Here is an 18,693-nt window from a genome sequence, read left to right on the forward strand (position 1 = left end):
CCTTCCTCCTACGTCACCGTGAGGGCGCCCGCGTTGATGCTGACGGTCGGACCGACCATCGAGATCACGGCGCCCTTGCCGTTGCTGATCGTGATGCCGACGTCGCTGACCGAGATCATCGCGCCCGTCGTGGTCTTGATGAGGATGCCGCCGGTCGGCCCTGGCGTGTCGCTGATGGTGATCGAGTTGCTCAGCAGCGTCTGGAAGGTGAGCCCCGACACTCCGGGCGGCACGATGCGCGCGGCTGCCGGCACATCGGCGGGGGAGTAGAACCCGCCAACCCACACCGGGTAGTCGGGATCGCCGCCCTCGAACTCCACCCACACGCCCGCCCCGATGGCCGGGACGGTGAAGATGCCGGTCTGGGTGCCGGTGACGGGCAGGCACGGCATCGCCCACGAGCTCGGCGGGATGCCGATCGACGGGACGAGCACCTGGATGCGCCCCATCTGCATCGGGTCGATGTTGTTGACGCACGTCCCCCGGTATTTGCCGAAGAGCTTCTTGGTGGCGACGGCGGTCTCTGTGTCGCTCATACGGGCACCTCCGGGACAGTGGACAGAAGGGCGTTGCGGGCGAGGGTGAACGACTGCGTGTAGCTGCCACGCGCGATCTTGTGGGTGACGCTGCTCACGTAGTAGAGACCGTTGAAGGCGTCGCCGGCGCCGCGCACTCCCACGAGCCCTCGCGATCTGAGGACGCGGCCGTAGCGGGCGACATCGAGCTGACCGGTGCCGGTGACCATGTCGTCGTGCTGCCCCGCGTACGCGATGCCCTTCATGATCGCGGCAGGCGCGCTGAGCTTCGCCGTGCCCGGGAGGAACGTGAGCTTCGGCGGCAGGGGAGGGACGACGCCGAGCATCGGCCGCAGCGGATTGATGTCGGGGATGGGGATGGGGATCGGCGCCTTGCTCCACGGCTCATGCACCGTCACGACCGGCAGCTCCTTCGCCTCTTTGTTGAGCGTGAAGTTCAGCCCGGTGACGTTGTCGTGCGGGCCGTCGAGCCCGCCGTCGAGCGCGCGCTGCGGGATGCCGAGACGCACCTCCGGTCCCCAGTACGCCTTGCTCAGGCCCGGGACCGGACCGGGGTCGATGTAGAAGACGTAGCCCGCCTCGTGCGCGAGGTTCTTGAGGTACGCGTAGTCGGTGCCCTGGTGCCGCGGGATCTTCTCGGTGGGGATCGGCGGGTCCTCGACGAGTGCGGGGATGACCAGGGGGGCGACGCCGAGCGCCGCGTACTTCGCGAGGACGGCGAGCGCGCGCACCGCGACCGGCATCGCGGGGTAGGGGATGCCGTCGAGCTCGAAGATGTCCATGACGGCCGTGAGGTCCTTGCCCCTGACGTGCAGCGTCGCGGTCGTCCCGTCGGTCTTGAACTCGTGGTCGGTCATCACGCCGTCGGCGAGGACCTCCGTGGTGCCGCCGATCGTCACGGCCAGCACGATGCGGAAGAGGGGGATCGAGACGCCTCCGGTGAGGAGGAACAGGGTGGACAGCGGCGACTTCTTGGGCACGTCGAAGACCAGCTCGAACCCGCTCTGGGTGTCGCCCGAGCCGTTCTCGATCGTCACCTCTCGGAGAGCCTCCACGAGCGCCTGCGGAGCCGGCACGGCGATCGCGGGTCCCGCGTACAGGTGCAGCCGTACGGGCTGCGGCGGCAGCTCAGCCATCGGCCCCCCTCATGTCGACGGGCAGGGTGACGCGCACGACGTGCCCGGGAGGGCCGGCCATGCCGGCGGGGTCGATCACGCCGTTGGCGTCGGCGAGGCGCCACCACAGTTCGGGGTCGCCGTAGTGCCGTGCCGCGAGGAGGTCGCGCCGGTCGCCCTCGACGCACCGCACCTCGTAGAGGGTGCTGAAGCGCTCCGGCTTCGGCACCAGCCGTCGCCGCAGGAAGGCGACGGGCGCGGGCTCGACGCCGGGCTCGGTTTCGGCCACGTGGTGGGCGATGCCGACGCCGGCGTACCGGCTCGTGGGCGGCAGCGGATTCTGCGGCACGACGCCGGCCGAGAGCAGTTGCTGCAGCGGATCCACCACGTCAGAGCTCCTTCACGCCGAGCGCCGACAGTGGCGCCGAACCGGCCTTCTTGGCGAGCGCCTCACGGGACCGGAGGTGCGCCATGAACAGCTGGCCGCCGCGGTGCTCGAACCCGAGGTCGTCGACGGTGAGCACCCTCATCCCCAACGACACCGTCGCCCGGATCGGGTTGAGCTGGGCGTCGAACGCGTCTTCCGTGATGGAGAGGTCGGTGATGTGCACCGGCACGACGCGGTTCGGTCCCCACACGAAGAGCAGCAGAGGCGTCTCGATGGCGAGGACCTCGAGCGCGCCGCCCCGGGCGATCGAGTCGTTGCCCTGCAGCGCGTCGCTCGTCGGCTGCACGAGCAGCTCGAGCGCGGCGAGCTCCGGATGGATGCCGACCTCGGCGGCCGTCCGGTTCTGATCGGGATGTTCGAGCCGGTCGGTCGCGTCGATCTCGGCCTCGACCTTGATGGTCTCGGCCGCAGCGCCCTTGATGCGCAGCGCTTGGGACTTGTCGCCTCCCGACTCGCCCGCCGCCTGCACCTGCATCGTGCGGCTGAGGGAGTCGGGGTTGTACTGCAGGGCGATCGTGCGCAGCGTCCGCCCGCTCTTGACGTCGACCTGCACGAGGCCGCCCTTGATGAGCCGAGGTGAAGTCATGGCCGCTTCGCCGCCTTGTCTTTCGGGAGAGCATTGTCGAAGTACGCGTAAGTCGCCGGACGCAGGGATTGCAGCAGTTCGGGGGACGACACGTACAGCGCGTACGCCTCGGCGTAGCTCTCCTTCCATGCGGTGGTGCCGTACTGGGTCGCCGCGCCCCCGTCCTTCTCGGTCGCCTCCCGGAACGGCTTGCCCTTGGCGTCGCCGCCATCGTCGACGTTCGCGGTGGTGCCGCTGAAGCTGACGGTCGACCCCGACTCCGTCGTCGTCGCGGCGAGGGCATCGCGCGCGGTCTTGGTCGCACCCTCCGCAGCCTTGATCGCCTTCTCCGCAGGACCGCCGAGAGGGTAGTTGCCGGCGGCGTCGGCGTGCTTCGCGAGCGTGGCAGCCTGGGCTGCGCCGGCGGATGTGTACTTCGCCATCGCCTTGCGCATGTTGCGGTCATCGATCGCGTGCCCGATCTCGTGGAGGATCACCTGCGACGCGTACGAGAGCGCGGAGCCCTTGCCGGCGAAGCGCACGTCGGAGGCGTCGAAGGCGGTCTTGCGGATCGTCACGGTATGCGTTCCCGCGTCGTATTCCCCGTCCTCGCCCGCTGGCGGGTCACCCACGACCACGCTGATGCCCTGCACGAGAGCCAGATGCGCCGCCGGGACGCGTGACACCGCGCCGCGCAGCGCTTCGAGCTGGCCGCCCGTGAGGGAATGCGTGATGCCGGCGGTCTTGATCTTTCCGGCGATCGGGTCGGGCGGGGGCTTCTTTCCGGGTTCGGGCGGTCCGGGCACCGCTTGGCCGGGCGGTGCGGTCGCGGCGCCGAGCTGCTCGACGAGCACCCTCGTCGTCGCCGTCCCACCGGCGGGTGTCGGCGGCGCGGTGTGGGTGAAGCGGTAGAGCCCGTCGATCCCGCCGTGCTTGGCGAGGTCGAGCTTCAGGGTGATCGTGCTGTTCTCCGGCAGCACCGTGGGCGTGGCATCCATCAGCTGCCCGACCAGATTCTGCATGCCCGTCACGGGCACCGCGCTCGCCGAGCCGTCGATCGTGATGGTCGTCTTCGCGGGCGGCGTGTACGGCGTGGCGTTCGCCTGGAACGACGTGTCGGGCGACGGGATGCTCACCGGCATGTCCGCCGTGATCTGAATCCGCTTGCGATCGGCTTCCGGAAGGGTCATGAGCGTCGTCGCCGGCGTGACAGGAGCCTTCGGCTGACGGCGCACGATCGGAGGATCGCCGATCCGGTGCTGGGCGACGTGCGCGAGCTCGTGCGAGAGCATCCGCCGGCCCTCCTCGGTGCCGCGCTGCTCACGCCCCGGCGCGAATGCGATACGACGGCCGACCGTGAGCGCCTCCGCACCCGCACGCTCGGCGGTGTCGGCGGACGCGGCATCCGTGTGCACGCGGACGTCGCGCGCGTCGAGGCCCGGTGGCGCAGACAGCCGCTCTGCTGAGTCGAGCGCGCGCCCCTCGCCGTCGAGCCGCACGTCGAGCTCTGTCGACGCCGACGACCCGTGCGTGGGCACGGCCGCGAACGACCAGCCGGACGGAGCAGGGGCGACGGATGCCTCGGCGAACCGCTCGGCCGCGCGCTCGGCGGGCGCGTCCGCACGCCCGACGGCGTGCACCCCGCTCGGGCGATCGGCCGCGGGAGCAGTGGAGTGGACATGCGCGGGACTCACGGCGCACCCCCTCCCGTGAGACGCAGCTCGGGCACCGGGACGGGGCGCAGATGCCGGCGGTAGTCCTCGGGCGTCGTCGGCGCGTATCCGCGCACCGCGAGCAGCACACCGCTCTTCGGATTGACGCAGACGGCGAGACCGCGCGTGGCATAGACGCGCTCGCCGCCGGCGATGGTCAGGGGCCCGAAGACGTGGTCGAGCTCGGCGTCGGGTTCGCCGAGCTCGGGGATGGCGAGAAGGCCTCCGTCACCGTCGACGGGCATGACGCCCTCGACCAGGACGACGCGGCCCGCCCGGACCCACGCGCGCAGGCCGTCGCTGAAGAGCCGTGTCGAGAGCGGGACCCACGAGGTGACCGCGGGCGGATCGCCCAGCAGCCCGTCGAACGTCGATGGGGTGCCGCCCACGACACCGAGCGCCTCCGCGGCGTCGGCGGGCAGGCCGGTCCACCCCGACACGTCGGCGGCGTCGAGGAGCCGTGACAGCGCATCCGTCATGGCCGCCTCCCGCCCGCCGTGCCGCCGATGCGGTCGACCTTGCCCAGGAAGTAGGCCGTCCACACGTTGTCGGCGCCCACGACGTCGACGAGGCGCTGCGCTTCGGTGATCGAGGCGTACGCGCCGGGTGGGGTCACGGTGATCGGGGGCAGCGCCGCCCAGGACTTGCCCTCGACCAGCTCACGCGTCGGCCGGTGCGCCAGGAGCCTGCGACCGCTCTTCGACCACACGACGTCGGTGAGCAGGCTGTCGACGCCCTCCATGAGGGTGTTCCACTCGCGCTCCGACTTCTCCTTGAGCTTCACGGCGTACCGCCGGTAGTCCGCGTGCGCGAGGGTGTGGCCGTACTCGTGGATGAGGGTCTGGAACATGTCCCACCGCGCCGCGCGGTCCTCGTCGACGTCGCCCGTCTGGAACATGTCGACGTAGATCTGCCCTCCGACCTGTGCTCCGCCCCAGTTGCGGTCGATGTAGATGAGCTTGTCGGCGGTGGTCTGGGGATCGTCCTCCCACTTCTCGCTCACCCCGTCGACCACCGCGGCCTGAGCCACGTCCTCCAGTGCCTGCGCCTCGTCGTTGCGCTTGTCGCCGATCGTCTCGGGCCGCGCGTCGCACTCGGCGTTGATGGCGTCGAACGCGGCGTCCGAGCGGAAGTAGTAGCGGATCTGCTGCAGGGCCCACGCGACGCGGTCGGCCGGATCGGCGGACGTGACGGCGGTGGTCTGCCGGTGGTGCCAGGAGAACAGCGTCTGCGGCTTGCCGTCGCCGCCGAAGGTCAGCTCGGGCCGCGCACCCGGGTTGTAGAAGTTGCCGAAGACGCCGTCGGTCGCATCCTTCGCCGGCTTCGCCATGCGTTCGATCTCGGAGGGCTTGGACGCGGTGCCCGCCGCGCGGGCGTTCTCGTAGGCCTTCTCGATCTTCACCGCCAGCGCCGCTGCGACCAGCGTGCGGTACTTGCCTCCGGGCGCGAACATCGCCTTGCGCTCGGCCTCCTCCTTCGCCTTCGCCTCGGCTTCGGCCTTCCTGCGGGCGGCCTCCTCCTTCCGCTTCGCTGCCGCTTCCTTGCGGCGTTCAGCCGCCGACTTCTTCGGCTTCGCCGACGCCGTCGTCGGCGCGGCCGTCGGCGGTGTCGCCGGGTCGGGTGGCGTGGTGGGTGGCGTCGGCTTCGGCTTCACCGGGCGAGGCGGGGTGAGCGCTTCGCGCGCTGCCTTCGCCTCGTCGCCGGTGACCGGCGAGGTGGCGGCGAGGGCGTCGTCGGCCGAGGCGGGCAGGTCGCGATGAAGCGTGTCGGCGATGAACAGGTCGAGTGCGCGGACTCGGTGACGGAGCTTCCGCTCCTTCTTCGCGAGCCGGCGGCGCTCGGCGTCGTCCGTCGCCGCGACGCGCTCCCTGGTGACCGCCTCGAGCTCGCCCTGCCACCGTGGGCGCGTCGTGTGCAGCACATGGTCCCGCGCCTTCCTGCGATCGGCGGGGGAGAGGCGGGCGACGACGGCGGCGGGGTCGTCGCCGTAGTAGTCCTCCTCGAACCGGGCGTCGAACCGGGCGCCGTCGAACGCGAAGGACGGCGACCCGGCGGGGATCTCGGGTCCGACCACTTCGACGGTTCCCCGGGAGAGGGCCGTGCCTCCTCCCGCGAAGCGCCGGGCGACGAGATCGTCGAGGCGATCCTGCTGGGCGCCATGGAGGTTGTCGTCGAGCGACGCGTAGCGCTTCGCCGGTTCGCGGAACACCACCAGCAGCTCGTCCGGCGTGGCGAGCTCGACGAGGTCGAGGATGGCGTCCTCGTCGTCGTCGAGTGTGGGTCCGTCGATCATCTCGTCGATGAGCAGGCCCATCTGCTTTCCCGTGAGCTCCCACCCGGGGCTCCCGGCCTTCCATTTGCGCACGACCGCGCGGGCCTTGTTGTCGGCGTCGTACGAGCCGTCGTGCGATCCGGCCTTCGTGATCGCCTTCACGTATGCCAGCAGCTCGGCGTCGCTCCACGAGCCCTCGGCGCCGAAGAAGACCGCGAGACTCTCCCAGAAGCTCCGCCGTTGCACGCGGGCCGGCGCCCCGGTGGAGCGCGGTGCGGCGCCCCCACGCTGCTGCACGACGTGGGCGAGCTCGTGGGCGATCAGGTGCCGACCCGCCGGGCTCGACGGGTCGAAGCGACCTGAACCGAACACGATGTGCTCGCCGACCGTGAACGCCGTCGCATCGACTCCCGCGGCGGCGCTCGCCGCCTGCGGGTCGTCGTGCAGCCGCACCGACGAGAAGTCGTAGCCGAAGCGCGCCTCCATCGAGTGCCTGAGGCTCGGGTCCAGCGCCCGGCCGCCGCCTCGGGTCGCGGCATCCACTCCCGTCGTGTCGAAGTCCTCCGCGGGCGCCGCTTCGCTCGTCGTCGCCGGGGCACGCTGCACCTCTTCGCGCTTCTTCTGCTCTTCCGCCTTGACGGCGTCCTCGGGCTTCTTCTGCTGTTCGGTCTTCGGCGTGGCGAGCGGCGGCACGAGCGGGAAGGGGAGACCTGGCACCTGGCCGGCCGGGGCGAACTTCTGACGCGCCACGACGGACGCGATCGCGGCGTCGCTCAGCTCCTTGTCCTGCTGCGCCTGGAGGCTCTTGATGATCGGGTCGTTCCTCAGCCGTGCGGTGTCGGCGGCGATCGCCGCCGTCTTCTTGTCGGCCGCGCTCTGTCGCTTCCTGCCTCCCTTCGGAAGCTGTTCCGTATAGCCGAGCGTGAGTCCGAGTCCGACGTCGCTGAAGCCCACGCCGCGGCCGCCTGGGCGCGGATCGCCCGCGAGGAGCCCGGGGACGCCCTCCGCCCTCACACCGACGCTCAGACCGGGCGGCACGATGTCCTTGACCTTCGGAATCGACCCGAGCGGCAGCGGCACGTCCTTCCCCGAGAGCGCGAGGCCGCTCGCGGCGGCGGCGGACAGCAGGGGGCTGTCCTCGATGACCTCGCGGACCTTCTTGCCGCTGGGCAGCTCGGTCTCGGTGGCCGCCTCCACCGCCTTGCCCGCGCCCTCCTTGTACGCCTCGGCCCGGGGCCGCGGCTTGTCCTCGAGCTTCTTCGGCTGGTCCTCGTCACGATGGACGGATGCCTCGGCCGGCACGTTCGCGAACGACCAGCCCGTCACGCTCCCGCCGCGGGCGACGATGTCCGCGGCGCGGTCCGCCTGACGCTCCGTCGCGTCGTGGCGGTGCGACACGCGCCGCGGGGGTGCGGCATCCGTGCCCTTCGCCGGGGGAGCGGGAGTCCTGCTCATCGCGACACCCCCTCCCGGACCCGGTCGCGGGCCGTCGCCCACGTGTCGCGCGCCACCTGGGCGGCGAGGCCCTCGCGATCGGTCACCGGTCGCACGCGGCGCGGTGCGGCGGCCCAGCGCGGCGGGCTGTCGCCGCGCCGGTCGGCGGTCGCCAGCTCGCTCAGGCGCTCCGCGACGAGCGGGCCGATGCCCTCGGCGAGCTCGGTGGGGACGCCCCGCAGCACGAGGCACTCGATGTCGAGGTCGATGCGCGTCATCTCGCACCACCTCGGAGCGCCCCGGTCTCGGCGGCGGTGAGTGCGCGCTCGGACTTCGCCGCCTCGCGCGTGGCGGCGCGCAGCAGGTGCTCGGGGCCGACGGCGACGCCCTCGTCGGCGGCGGCGAAGGCCGCCGAGAGGGCGATCTGCCGGATGGCGCCGCCGCTGAACTGGATGCGGGCGAGCGTCGCAGGATCGACGTCCGCGAGCGGCGTCGCAGCGGGGAAGACGCGCCGCCAGATCTCGGCGCGAGACGCCTCGTCGGGGAAGGGGAACTGCACGACGAACCGGATGCGGCGCAGGAACGCCCGGTCGACGTTGCCCCGCAGGTTCGTGGTGAGGATCGCCAGCCCCCGATAGGACTCCATACGCTGCAGGAGGTACGCGACCTCGAGGTTCGCGTAGCGATCGTGGCTGTCCTTGACGTCGCTGCGTTTGCCGAACAGGGCATCGGCTTCGTCGAAGAGCAGGACGGCACCGGATGCCTCGGCGGCGTCGAACACGGTCGACAGATGCTTCTCGGTCTCGCCGATGTACTTGCTCACCAGCGCGGCGAGATCGATGCGGTAGAGGTCGAGGCCCAGGGAGCCTGCGAGCACCTCGGCCGCCATCGTCTTGCCGGTGCCGCTTTCGCCTGCGAAGAGCACGGTGACGCCCAGTCCGCGGTCCGAGCGGCTCGCGAACCCCCAGTCGTCGAGCACGGTCGCGCGGTGGCGCACGTGCCGCTCGATCTCGCGCAGCAGCTCGCGCTGGCCTTCGGGGAGCACGAGGTCGTCCCACCTCGCGCGCGGCTCGATGCGCTGTGCGAGCGCACCGAAGCCCGTGCGGGAGCGCTCGCGCACGAGGCGGCGCAGGGTCGCGACATCGCGGTCGGGAAGGGCGAGCCACTCGGCCGCGACCGCGGCGACGACCCCCGCGGGCAGGCGGAAGTGCTGCGACAACTCACGTTCCGCGACGACGATCGCGTCGGCCGTCCTCGCTGCGTCGACCTCGAGGGCCGCGCGCCACAGCGCCGCCTCCTCGCTCGCGGTGGGCAGGGGCACGGTGCGGGCGAGCGTGACCCTCCCGGCGACGTCGCCCGGGCCGTCCGTGACGACGACCTCCGCCTCCAGCAGTGCGAGCAGTCGCGCGTCGTCGGTGGCGATGAGCCGCCCGTCGAGGACCGCCTCCCGGTCGAGGACGGCGGCGGTGTCGGCCGGGTCGCGCTCGGCGGCCGCGGCATCCCGCACGGAGAGCACGCCGCCGCCGAGTGCTGCCGCCAGGCGGGCGACGACGCCCGCACGCGTGTCGGCATCCGCGCCGTCGAGCCGCACGAGCACCCGCCCGTCGACCGCGCGCACCGCGGCGGCGAGCTCGTCGGCCAGCGCCGCCTGCGCCGCGGTGAGGCCGCCGGCCAGAGGGTCGGCGACGAGTCCGTCGAGGCGGCCCGGCCCGAGGCCGGTGAGGCGGTGCAGCACGGCTTCGTCGATGCGGAGAGGGCGCAGCGCCAGGATGTCGCCCGCCCCGAGCCTCACGAGCCGCCGACGTCGCAGGGGCCGGTCGGGCGAGAGCGCGTCCCAATGCGCGGCGGGCAGCACCGAGAGCGCGAGCCCGAAGCTCGGCGACGGCGTCCCGCCCTGCGCCGCCGCGACATCCGCGGCCACGCGCGCGTCCAGTTCCACGGCGGCGGCGAGCATGAGCACGTCGCACTCGAACGCGGAGAGCCCGAGCCGGTGGCCGAGGTCCGCGAGCGGCGAGTCGTCGGTCTGGGGTCGCGGCGCGTCGTCGCCGCGCAGCAGCGCCGCGATGCGCGTGAGCTCCGACACGAGCCGGTCGCGCGGCGCGTCGCGCAGCCGGTCCGGCTCGTCGAATGCGGCTGTGGTGCTCATGGGACCGTGATCCTCTGCAGCGGATCGAATGCGGGCGGGTCCGGCGGGATCTTCGGGCTCAGGAGGATGAGCCGGCTCTCGGCGCCGTCGACGGCGAGGCGCACCCACTGCGGCCCGCCGGGGACGTCGCCGTACTCGAAGACCAGGGTGTCGGTCACCGTTCCGTGGGGCTCCGCCTGTGCCACATCTCCGCCGAGCGCGAGGGTCGCCCGCTGGCCGGGCCGGACTGCGGGCGAGACTTCGATCGTCGCGGTGACGTCGCCGGTGCCGCCGTCACGGACCGCGCCGGTGGCGCCGCCGAACCGGATGACGGGAGCGAGGAGCATCGCCGCGGTGTTCGTGTCGCGGGGGATCGTCTCGGTGGGCGGCGTCAGCGAGACGCGCACGGTCCACACGCCCGCGGGCCATGCGGCGTCCGCCCCAGGGCTCGCCGGGAGGGGCACGTCGACGACGTCGCGGCGCGTGTTGGCGCCGATCGGCACGACGATCGGAGCGGCGAGCGCAGGATGCGAGAAGCGCACCTCCACGCCGGTCCCGTCGAGGTGGGCCCCCTCGACACGCACGCTCTCGCCGAGTGCCGCGGCCGGCTGCGGCGCCGGCGGGACCACGCGGAACACCGTGGGGACGGGTGGCAGTAGATCGGGGTGCACGAAGACGCCGGGCTCCCGCCCGCCGTTCGCCGCCGGATCGCCCCGCGTGAGCACCGGCAGCCCGCTGCGCACCGGCTTGGTCGCCTCGATCAGCACCACCGTCACGAGATAGCCCACGCTCGGGCGGTAGTTCGCCTGGATGGCCGACCACAGCCGCGACATCTCCTCGGAGTCGATCGGCTCCGTGGTGACCGTGAGCTCGGCTGCCTGATCGGCGAGGTCCGCGGCCGCCAGCGCCTGGTAGGCAGGCGGCAGAATGCTTCCGCTCACCACGCCGGCTTGCAGTGCCGTCCGTATCGACGCGCGATCGAGGACCGGCTGGTCGTGCAGGATCGACATCGCGTACCCGAGCAGGATCTCGGCCTCGAAGTCCGCCGTCCCGTAGGCGGTGAGCAGATAGTGCAGGTCGAGCGCCAGCGGCGGGTTCGCGGTGCGCGTGCCCGCGGAGTCGAAGCCGGGAAGCCCCGCGTTGCGCCACCCGGCGTTGGGGCTGACGCGGTACAGGAAGAGGTTGAGGCTCGGCTCGCTGTCGGGCTCGTTGAGCTTGATCGCGTCGGGCGCGAGCGCGGTCACCTTCACCGTTCCCACGGCGGGCCCGGCCTGCACGATGCCGTTGTCGAGCAGGTTGCGCAGCACCGCGCTGACGCCCCCGATCGCGAGCGGGCCGCTCATCGTGGCCTCCCCGTGAGGTAGTCGTGGAGCGTCCGCTCGGGGTCGCGCGCCGGGCGCGCGCTGCGGGGAGCGGCGGCGGGCGGCGCGAGGGTGGCGCGCACCTCGATGCGCCCGATCGTGACGTGCACGACATCGGGCTCCGGAACGGGGACGGATGCCTCGTCCCGCGCGCTCGCGGACGCCGCCGGCGTCGTGACGGTCGGAGGTTCCGCACGCCGGGGCGGTGCCGCTTCGACGCGAGGGGTGGCGGGGGGAGGAGTCGGGAGCGCAGCGGTGTCGCTGCGGTCGGAGTCGACGGCAACGGCCGAGCGTTCCGGCGCGGGCTCCGCGGTGCCGACCTCCGACGCGGTCCTCGTGGCCGGCAAGCCGCGGTCGTCCCGGTGGGAGGGGATCGCGCGATCGCCCTCGCCGCGAGCCGGACCGGCCGGCTCGACCAGTGCGCGGGCGTCGGTGTTCCTCGGCGGACCGGGCAGGTCAGCCTGGGCGGGGACTTCCGCGGCCGTCGCGATCGTGGGGGGAGCCGCCGTATCCGTCGATCCGTCGCCGGTGCTCGGTTCGAACCGGGACGGCAGCCGCGGACCCGCGGCGGCGGGAGCCCCACCCGCACGGGCGGCGAGACGTGCGAGGTAGCCGCTCATGCTCCCTCCCGCACGATCTCGAGGTAGGCGGCGCGGCGCTGCTCCGGGAGCGCGAGCACGTCGGCCTCGGTCCAGCCGTAGGCTCGCGCGAGCACGTCGACCTCGCGCAGCACCCGCCGGGCGCGCGACTCGACCTCATGCCAGACGAAGGCGATCGGGTCGACGTCGGCGTCGAACAGCGCGCCGCACTCGGGGCAGTCCAGCCCGACGGTGACCTCGGCGAGCGGGTCGGCGGCGGCGAGCGCGGCCTCGATGTGCTCGACCACTTCGACCGGGGCGAGCGTCGCGTCCTCGCCACTGGGGCCGGTGACATCGCAGCACCGCGCGAGAAGGGTGGCGGCAGCATCCGTTCGCCCGGCGACCTCCGCGAGATCGCCCGCCGTCGGCACCCGCCACCGCACCCGCCAGGCACCGGCCTGCGTGGGCACGGTCAGGTCGCCCGAGGCCGCGGTGCCGCTCAGTCCGCGCAGGGAGTCGGCATCGAGAGCGAACTCGACAGCCGATGCGCACGCCGGGCAGGTGACGACCGCCTCGAGCCGCGGACCGGCGAGCGCCGTGTGGAAGCCGAGGGTGGCAGCGTGCAGGTGCCCGAGCGGCGCCTCACGCAGACCCGCCGTGTCTTCGCCGGCTGCCGCCGCGACCCGCAGCGCACGGGGGATCGGCGCCTCGCCCCGCGCCGCGTCGGCGAGGTCGAGGATCGTCTGGGCCCGCACCGGAGAGGCTGCGGCGGCGGCCACCGTCGGCTCCTAGGGTTCGGCGAAAACAGGTTCGGACGGCTCGACGACCGCGTAGTCCCGCTCCCAGCCCTCGTTCTCGAGCTTGAGCGTCTGGATGGCGACGGCGTTCGCGTTGGCGTCGAGGTCGGGGAGCGCCTGGTATTCCGAGACCCACGCGCGGAACACCTTGTACGCGATCACGAGCTGGCCCGCCTCGTTGTAGAGCTCGACGATCAGGTCTTTGCGGAAGTCCTTGAGCGACACCTCCGCTCCGAGCCCCGACCCGAAGTTCCACACCTTGTTCGCCCATTGCTCGAACTCGACGTCGTGCGTGACGCCGCGCTCGAGGGTGATCGCCTCGAACTTGACCCTGCCGGGCGACTTGCGCGACGTCGACGGATCTCCGCCCTCGCGGTGCTCCACGACCTCCGTGGTGCGTTTGAGGCCGCTCACTTTGCTGACGCCCGCGACGTACTTGCCGTCCCACTTCACGCGGAACTTGAAGTTCTTGTACGGGTCGAACCTGCTGGCGTTGACGCTGAACTGTGCCATGTCCCGATTCCTTCGGCTCAGACGGCGCTCGCGCCGGCGATCTGCTGCAGTCGGATGACGACGAACTCGGCGGGCTTGAGCGGCGCGAACCCGACGTGGATGTTGACGATGCCCCGATCGATGTCGGACTGCGTCGTCGTCTCCTTGTCGCACTTGACGAAGTACGCGTCGCGCGGCGTGCTGCCCTGGAAGGCGCCCTGCCGGAAGAGGTCGTTCATGAACGTGCCGACGTTGAGGCGGATCTGCGCCCACAGCGGCTCGTCGTTGGGCTCGAAGACCACCCATTGGGTCCCGCGGAAGAGCGACTCCTCGATGAAGAGCGCCGTGCGCCGCACCGGGATGTACTTCCACTCGTTCGCGAGCGAATCCGCGCCCTTCAGCGTGCGCGCCCCCCACACGACGCGACCGGCGCCGGCGAACGCGCGCAGGCTGTTGATGCCGAGCGGGTTCAGCTGACCGATCTCGCCGTCGCTCAACGGGATGGAGAGCTCGGGCACGCCGTTGAGGGTCGCCTCCAGGCCTGCCGGGGCCTTCCAGACGCCGCGGGTCGCGTCGGTGCGTGCGAGCACGCCGGCCACCGCGCCCGACGCGCCGAACGTCTCGAGCTGGTTGTCGCGCAGCGGGTTGGTCTGCCGCAGTCGCGGGAAGTACACGGCTGCGTTGGCGCTCACCGTCCCGAGCGACGCGAGGCCGGACTTCGCGTCGCCGACGGATTGCCAGGTCGGTGGTGCATCGATCACGTAGAACGCCCGCCGTGCCTCGGAGTACGTCGCCGCCTCGGTGACGACATCGGCCTCGACCTCACCGCCCGGACCGTCCGGCGACACCCCCTGATACGGAGGGATGACGAGAAGGTTGAAGATGTCGGCATCCTCGAGCGCGTAGATCCCCGACTTGGCGCCGAGCGAGCCCTTCACATCGGCGGCGACGAGATCGTCGCCGTCGTCTCCGCCTGCGAGCCGTTGGCTCGCCTCCTGCGAGGGATCGCCCGGCGTCGGCGTGATGTCGTCCCAGATCGTCTTGCCCGCGGCGGGCGTGCCGGTGTGGACCTTGGGGCGACTGCTGCCGGGCACGGTCCCTGCCGTGCGCACGAGGTCCGACTCGTTGTCGAGCACCCGCGACAGCAGTCGCGGATGATCGGCGGGCGTGAGGACGACGTTTCGGTGCGCCTCGACGACTCCCGTCGCGCCGTCGCGGACGGTGAGGTTGAACAGGGTGTCGGGTTCGTCGCCGAGGGCGGGGTCTTCGGGACGCGTGTCGTGGTCGATGCGCACGCGCAGGCCGTCGCCCCACAGCCCCACGTCGACTGCCTGGAGCGTGAGGAGATCCGCACCGGTGTCCAGGGCGAGGTCGACCGAGGACGATGCCGGATCGTCGGCGTCCGAGGCCGCATCGTTCACGACGCGGACGATCACGGCCGTGCCGCCGCCGTTGAGGAAGAAGTCGCGGACGGAGAACCCGAGCCTGCTGAGCTTCCACAGTCCGCCGAACGTGCGTTCGTACTCACCGAAGTTCGTCACCACGATGGGTCTGTCCACCGGTCCGCGGGGCGCCCGCCCCACGAAGGCGGTGACCGAGGTGGAAACCCCGACGATAGTCCGGACCCCGCTCGCCACCTCCTCGATGTACACGCCGGGATAGGTCAGTTGGGACGGCATGGCTGTCTCCAGAGAGGATGCATCGATCTTGGGGCCCCGCCGGCGGTACCCGAAGCCGACGGGAGGGTGGCGACCCCACCACGTGGCGTCGTCGGCGTGGCCTCGACGGCCACGGTGCGAAATGCAAGGACCTCGATTCGAGAGTCAATCCCTCGCGGTGAGGGCTGTCAAGAGCCCGGCGTGCAGGGACGAATTCCCGGCGAACAGGTGACACGGGGCATCCGCGTTCCTACAGTTGAGTCACGACGCCGAGGCTGTGGGAGTCCGGCGTCGAAGACGCGGTGGAAGGTGAGGTGCCGTGGTCCAGGACGCGCAATCGACCGAGGACCCTGCGCCTGCGGCCGCCGCCGCACACGTCGCACCTCCGGTGACCCGCGGCACACTCATCTGGTTCGGGCTCGGCTTCGTGCTCCTGTCGTTCTTCGCCGCCTTCCTCGGATCCTGGCTCGCGCGCTCGGTCGACACGGCCACGCCCGCGCCGGCGCCCGAGCCGTCGGCTTCGGCCACGGCGTCGCCGGAGTACGAGGACGTGCTAGCCGAGATCCTCCCGGCCGGATCAGCGGTCCGCGCCGGCTCCGGCGCACCGGAGGAGGGCAAGGGCTACGAGGGCGACGTCTACATCGACATCCTCAACGCCGACGTGTACCTCTTCAAGGACGACGCGTGGACGCTCGTGGGCAATCTCCGCGAGGCGGCCGCCGAAGGCCTCACGGGCGAGCAGGGCCCGGCCGGCGCGCAAGGCGAGCAGGGCGCGCAGGGGGAGCAGGGGGCGCAGGGTGCGCAGGGACCGACCGGCGCCCCTGGGGCACCGGGAACGCAGGTGATACTCGGCACGGCGGCGCCCGAGGACGACACCTGCACCGCCGACGGCGACGTGTTCATCGACACCGCCGCGGTCGAGTTCTACGAGTGCAGCGACGGTGCCTGGGTGCTGTTCGGACCGACGACCGGGCCCGAGCCGTCGCCGGATGCCGGTGAGTAGCCCTCAGCGCCGGGTGGACGCTGTCACGGTGAACTTGGTGTTCCGCGCGACCTGCCGCGTCGGGCCGACCGCTCGCTCCAGCGCCGGGCGGTAGCGCAGGCCCGAGTTCCACACCGCCCAGAGCTCACCGCCCGGCCGCAGCACGCGGGCGGCCTCGGCGAACATCCGCGGCGCGATCCCTTCGTGCACCGCCGAACCCGAGTGGAACGGCGGGTTCAGCGCGATGAAGCTCGCACTCGCGTCCGGCTGGGCCCCCAGCATGTCGTCGCGGACGACCTCGACGCGGTCGGCGACGCCGTTCGCGTCCGCGGTCGCCCGGGCGGAGGTGACCGCCGCCGCCGATTGGTCGCAGGCGAGCACGTGGAGGGATGGATGCCGCAGCGCGAGCGCCGTCGCCACCACGCCCGTTCCGCAGGCGAGGTCGATGGCCGCCCCGTCGGGGAGCGGGGGCAGGTGCTGCAGCAGGAACCTCGTGCCGATGTCGATCGACGCGCCTGCGAAGGCGCCTCCGAAAGCGCACACGATGATCCCGTCGTGCCTCGCGCAGAGCGGCACCGGGTCGCGGCCGCCGTGAGGTCCGCGGGAGACGAGCACGCGCGACTTCTGGCGGGCATGCGTGACGTCGAGCCCGGTGAAGCTCTCGCGCAGCACGTCGTTCATGGCGAGCGTCATGTGCTTCACACGGCCCCCGGCGAAGACGACGACGTCGGGTGCCGCGTGCGCGGCGATCAGCCCAGCGATGTCGCGGAGCGCGTCGAGTGAGCGCGGCAGCCGCAGCAGCACGACGCGCGCGTCGCGCACGAGTCCCGGCGAGAGGGGCAGCGACGCGAACGCGTCTCCGAGCCCGAAGCGCTCGGCGTTGGCCGCGAGCGCGCGCTCGCCCGTGAGCGGGTCCTGATGGACACGGATGCCGCGACCGCCGTCCGAGGCTGCGCCGAGCGTGAGCGCGCCGTAGCCGTCGCCGATCACCACGAGCTCGCCGTCGCCGGCGTCGGTCCGGGCGGGGGCGGACTCGTCGAGGAGCAGCCGGTCCGCCGCATCCGCCGCCACGAGGTCGGGAGCCTCGACGTCGGGCCACCGGCGCAGGTCGTCGAGCGAGAATGTCACCGTCCCACGGTAGCCGGACGGGCGGCACCCGGTTCGGGGAACTGCGGGAGATGCGTGCCGTCCCGCGGGAGCGGGACTAGCATTCAACGGTGCCAGACCGTGCGTTCAGTCCCGTCATCTCGCTGCTGACCGTGGCCGCCGTGTGGGACGCGCACCTCGGCGCGCAGCTGCGCGATCTCGGGCTCACCACGCGGAAGTACGGACTGCTCGCCCACATCGAGGCGACGCCGGGCATCTCGTTCAGTGAGCTCGCGCGGCGCTCGCAGATCACCGTGCAGTCGGCGCACACCGCCGTGCAGACCCTTGTCGCCGACGGGCTCGTCGCGGATGCGACGAAGCACGCGGGCGCGGCATCCGATCTGCGCGTGACCGACCGGGGCAGCGAGGTGCTGCAAGCCGCCGAACAGCGTCTGGCGGCTCTCGACGCCGGACTCGCCGCGGGGGCTCCGGCGCTCGCCACGGCGCTCGAGGGGCTGCATGAGCAGCCGTTCGGGCTCGCCCCCGAGTAGATCACGCCGCCCTCGGCCAACCTTCAGAAAGCCTGAAGCGCTTTCAGTTAGGCTGAAGGTGTGTTCCGCAACCCCCACACCCTGTTCCGTGCGCTCGCGATTCTCGAGGCGATCTCGTGGACGCTCCTCATCGCCGGCCTCGTCATCCGCGCCACCACCGACTGGGCGCTGGGCGTCACGATCGGCGGCGGCATCCACGGCTTCATCTTCCTGTCGTACGGCGCGACCGTCATCCTCGTCGCGCTCAACAACCGGTGGCGCGTCGGGCCCACGGTGCTCGCGCTTGTGAGCGCCGTCATCCCCTACGCCACGATCCCGGCGGAGCTGTGGCTCCAGCGCAGTGGTCGTCTTGCGGGCGCGTGGCGTCTCGAGGCCACGGACGACCCGCGCGACGCCACCTGGTACGACCGGCTCATGCGGTGGTTCCTTCGGCGCCCCTGGGTGCTCGGCGCCCTGATCGCTCTCGCGGTCGTGCTGCTGTTCGTCGTGCTCCTCATCCTGGGCCCGCCCGGAGGTCGCGACTGACGACACCCGACCCCGGCCGCCTCACTCCCTCGGGAGCGGGGCGGCCGTATCGCGTCGTGGATCGGTAACGGATGCCGCGGCTCAGCGCCAGGCGGGCAACTGCTGCAGCGTCCAGGTGTTGCCGTCGGGGTCGTCGAACTGGACGAACCGGCCCCAGTCCTGCTCGTCGACGCCGCGCCCCTCGACGCCGTTCGCCCGCAGGTGGGCGAGCGCTTCGTCGGCATCCGGCACGACGATCTGAACCGTGTTCTGCTGGCCGGGCTCGAGGGTGTTGCCGAGACCTGTGCCGAAGGCGATCGAGCAGGCGGAGCCGGGCGGGGTCGCCTGCACGAAGCGGAGGCCTTCGACGGGCGTCTGATCGTGGTCGATGTTCCAGCCGATCCTCTCGTAGAACTCCTTCGCGCGGTCGACGTCCGTCACCGATACGAAGATGAGCTCGATCTTCCAGTCCATCGT

19 protein-coding genes are annotated in these 18,693 nt (G+C 72.0%); 3 read left to right on the forward strand and 16 right to left on the reverse strand.

Translation table 11 applies throughout. From position 1 onward, the window contains the following. Window positions 1-8: 8 nt before the first annotated feature. From Q9R33_RS06035 to Q9R33_RS06100, 14 genes are read right to left on the reverse strand one after another with little or no spacing between them, the layout of a single operon-like run. The gene (locus Q9R33_RS06035) at window positions 9-536 is read right to left on the reverse strand and encodes a phage baseplate assembly protein V (protein ID WP_056369786.1); all 528 of its coding nucleotides are present in this window, start codon (window positions 534-536) and stop codon (window positions 9-11) included. Continuing rightward, window positions 533-1,672: a hypothetical protein gene (locus Q9R33_RS06040; protein ID WP_310245809.1), complete on the reverse strand. Its 1,140-nt coding sequence runs from the start codon at window positions 1,670-1,672 to the stop codon at window positions 533-535. Before Q9R33_RS06040 ends, Q9R33_RS06035 begins: the two co-directional genes overlap by 4 nt. After that, window positions 1,665-2,039: a LysM domain-containing protein gene (locus tag Q9R33_RS06045; protein ID WP_310245811.1), complete on the reverse strand. Its 375-nt coding sequence runs from the start codon at window positions 2,037-2,039 to the stop codon at window positions 1,665-1,667. The genes Q9R33_RS06040 and Q9R33_RS06045 overlap by 8 nt, the downstream gene beginning before the upstream one ends. A 1-nt stretch (window position 2,040) precedes the next feature. Beyond that, the gene (locus tag Q9R33_RS06050; protein ID WP_311293154.1) at window positions 2,041-2,685 is read right to left on the reverse strand and encodes a hypothetical protein; all 645 of its coding nucleotides are present in this window, start codon (window positions 2,683-2,685) and stop codon (window positions 2,041-2,043) included. Next, the gene (locus Q9R33_RS06055) at window positions 2,682-4,358 is read right to left on the reverse strand and encodes a DUF4157 domain-containing protein (RefSeq protein WP_310245813.1); all 1,677 of its coding nucleotides are present in this window, start codon (window positions 4,356-4,358) and stop codon (window positions 2,682-2,684) included. The genes Q9R33_RS06050 and Q9R33_RS06055 overlap by 4 nt, the downstream gene beginning before the upstream one ends. Continuing rightward, window positions 4,355-4,855 (reverse strand): hypothetical protein, encoded by a 501-nt coding sequence (locus Q9R33_RS06060; RefSeq protein ID WP_310245815.1) that lies wholly within the window; start codon window positions 4,853-4,855, stop codon window positions 4,355-4,357. Before Q9R33_RS06060 ends, Q9R33_RS06055 begins: the two co-directional genes overlap by 4 nt. Beyond that, entirely contained in the window at window positions 4,852-8,103 is a 3,252-nt protein-coding gene (locus Q9R33_RS06065; protein ID WP_311293155.1) for a DUF4157 domain-containing protein, read from the reverse strand. Before Q9R33_RS06065 ends, Q9R33_RS06060 begins: the two co-directional genes overlap by 4 nt. Next, window positions 8,100-8,360, reverse strand: coding sequence for a hypothetical protein (locus tag Q9R33_RS06070; RefSeq protein ID WP_311293156.1), 261 nt, complete (start codon window positions 8,358-8,360; stop codon window positions 8,100-8,102). The genes Q9R33_RS06065 and Q9R33_RS06070 overlap by 4 nt, the downstream gene beginning before the upstream one ends. Further along, window positions 8,357-10,228, reverse strand: a complete 1,872-nt coding sequence (locus tag Q9R33_RS06075) for an ATP-binding protein (protein ID WP_311293157.1) — start codon at window positions 10,226-10,228, stop codon at window positions 8,357-8,359. The genes Q9R33_RS06070 and Q9R33_RS06075 overlap by 4 nt, the downstream gene beginning before the upstream one ends. Then, entirely contained in the window at window positions 10,225-11,550 is a 1,326-nt protein-coding gene (locus Q9R33_RS06080; RefSeq protein ID WP_311293158.1) for a DUF4255 domain-containing protein, read from the reverse strand. The genes Q9R33_RS06075 and Q9R33_RS06080 overlap by 4 nt, the downstream gene beginning before the upstream one ends. Beyond that, entirely contained in the window at window positions 11,547-12,188 is a 642-nt protein-coding gene (locus Q9R33_RS06085) for a hypothetical protein (protein WP_311293159.1), read from the reverse strand. Before Q9R33_RS06085 ends, Q9R33_RS06080 begins: the two co-directional genes overlap by 4 nt. Next, window positions 12,185-12,925 (reverse strand): hypothetical protein, encoded by a 741-nt coding sequence (locus Q9R33_RS06090; protein ID WP_311293160.1) that lies wholly within the window; start codon window positions 12,923-12,925, stop codon window positions 12,185-12,187. Before Q9R33_RS06090 ends, Q9R33_RS06085 begins: the two co-directional genes overlap by 4 nt. 9 nt (window positions 12,926-12,934) lie before the next feature. Further along, on the reverse strand, window positions 12,935-13,456 hold the full coding sequence (locus Q9R33_RS06095) for a phage tail protein (RefSeq protein WP_056369810.1): 522 nt from the start codon (window positions 13,454-13,456) through the stop codon (window positions 12,935-12,937). A gap of 17 nt (window positions 13,457-13,473) precedes the next feature. Continuing rightward, window positions 13,474-14,979, reverse strand: a complete 1,506-nt coding sequence (locus tag Q9R33_RS06100) for a phage tail sheath subtilisin-like domain-containing protein (RefSeq protein WP_311293161.1) — start codon at window positions 14,977-14,979, stop codon at window positions 13,474-13,476. A gap of 433 nt (window positions 14,980-15,412) precedes the next feature. On the opposite strand from Q9R33_RS06100, the gene Q9R33_RS06105 reads away from it, so the two are divergent. Continuing rightward, complete coding sequence (locus Q9R33_RS06105; RefSeq protein ID WP_311293162.1) at window positions 15,413-16,096, forward strand: hypothetical protein; 684 nt, start codon at window positions 15,413-15,415, stop codon at window positions 16,094-16,096. Between the two features lie 3 nt (window positions 16,097-16,099). Here the strand turns inward: Q9R33_RS06105 and Q9R33_RS06110 are convergent, their stop codons facing one another. Then, the gene (locus Q9R33_RS06110; protein WP_311293163.1) at window positions 16,100-17,203 is read right to left on the reverse strand and encodes a methyltransferase; all 1,104 of its coding nucleotides are present in this window, start codon (window positions 17,201-17,203) and stop codon (window positions 16,100-16,102) included. 89 nt (window positions 17,204-17,292) lie between these two features. Here Q9R33_RS06110 and Q9R33_RS06115 point away from each other — a divergent pair, with 89 nt between their 5' ends. Together Q9R33_RS06115 and Q9R33_RS06120 are read left to right on the forward strand one after the other, a co-directional pair. Further along, entirely contained in the window at window positions 17,293-17,712 is a 420-nt protein-coding gene (locus tag Q9R33_RS06115; RefSeq protein WP_082497048.1) for a MarR family winged helix-turn-helix transcriptional regulator, read from the forward strand. A 60-nt stretch (window positions 17,713-17,772) separates the two neighbouring features. Continuing rightward, the gene (locus tag Q9R33_RS06120) at window positions 17,773-18,237 is read left to right on the forward strand and encodes a DUF3817 domain-containing protein (protein ID WP_310244442.1); all 465 of its coding nucleotides are present in this window, start codon (window positions 17,773-17,775) and stop codon (window positions 18,235-18,237) included. Window positions 18,238-18,318: 81 nt separating this feature from the next. Here the strand turns inward: Q9R33_RS06120 and Q9R33_RS06125 are convergent, their stop codons facing one another. Beyond that, window positions 18,319-18,690, reverse strand: a complete 372-nt coding sequence (locus tag Q9R33_RS06125; protein WP_311293165.1) for a VOC family protein — start codon at window positions 18,688-18,690, stop codon at window positions 18,319-18,321. Between the last annotated feature and the right edge of the window lie 3 nt (window positions 18,691-18,693).

It is taken from the genome of Microbacterium sp. PRC9 (assembly GCF_031844125.1).
Taxonomy (GTDB): domain Bacteria; phylum Actinomycetota; class Actinomycetes; order Actinomycetales; family Microbacteriaceae; genus Microbacterium.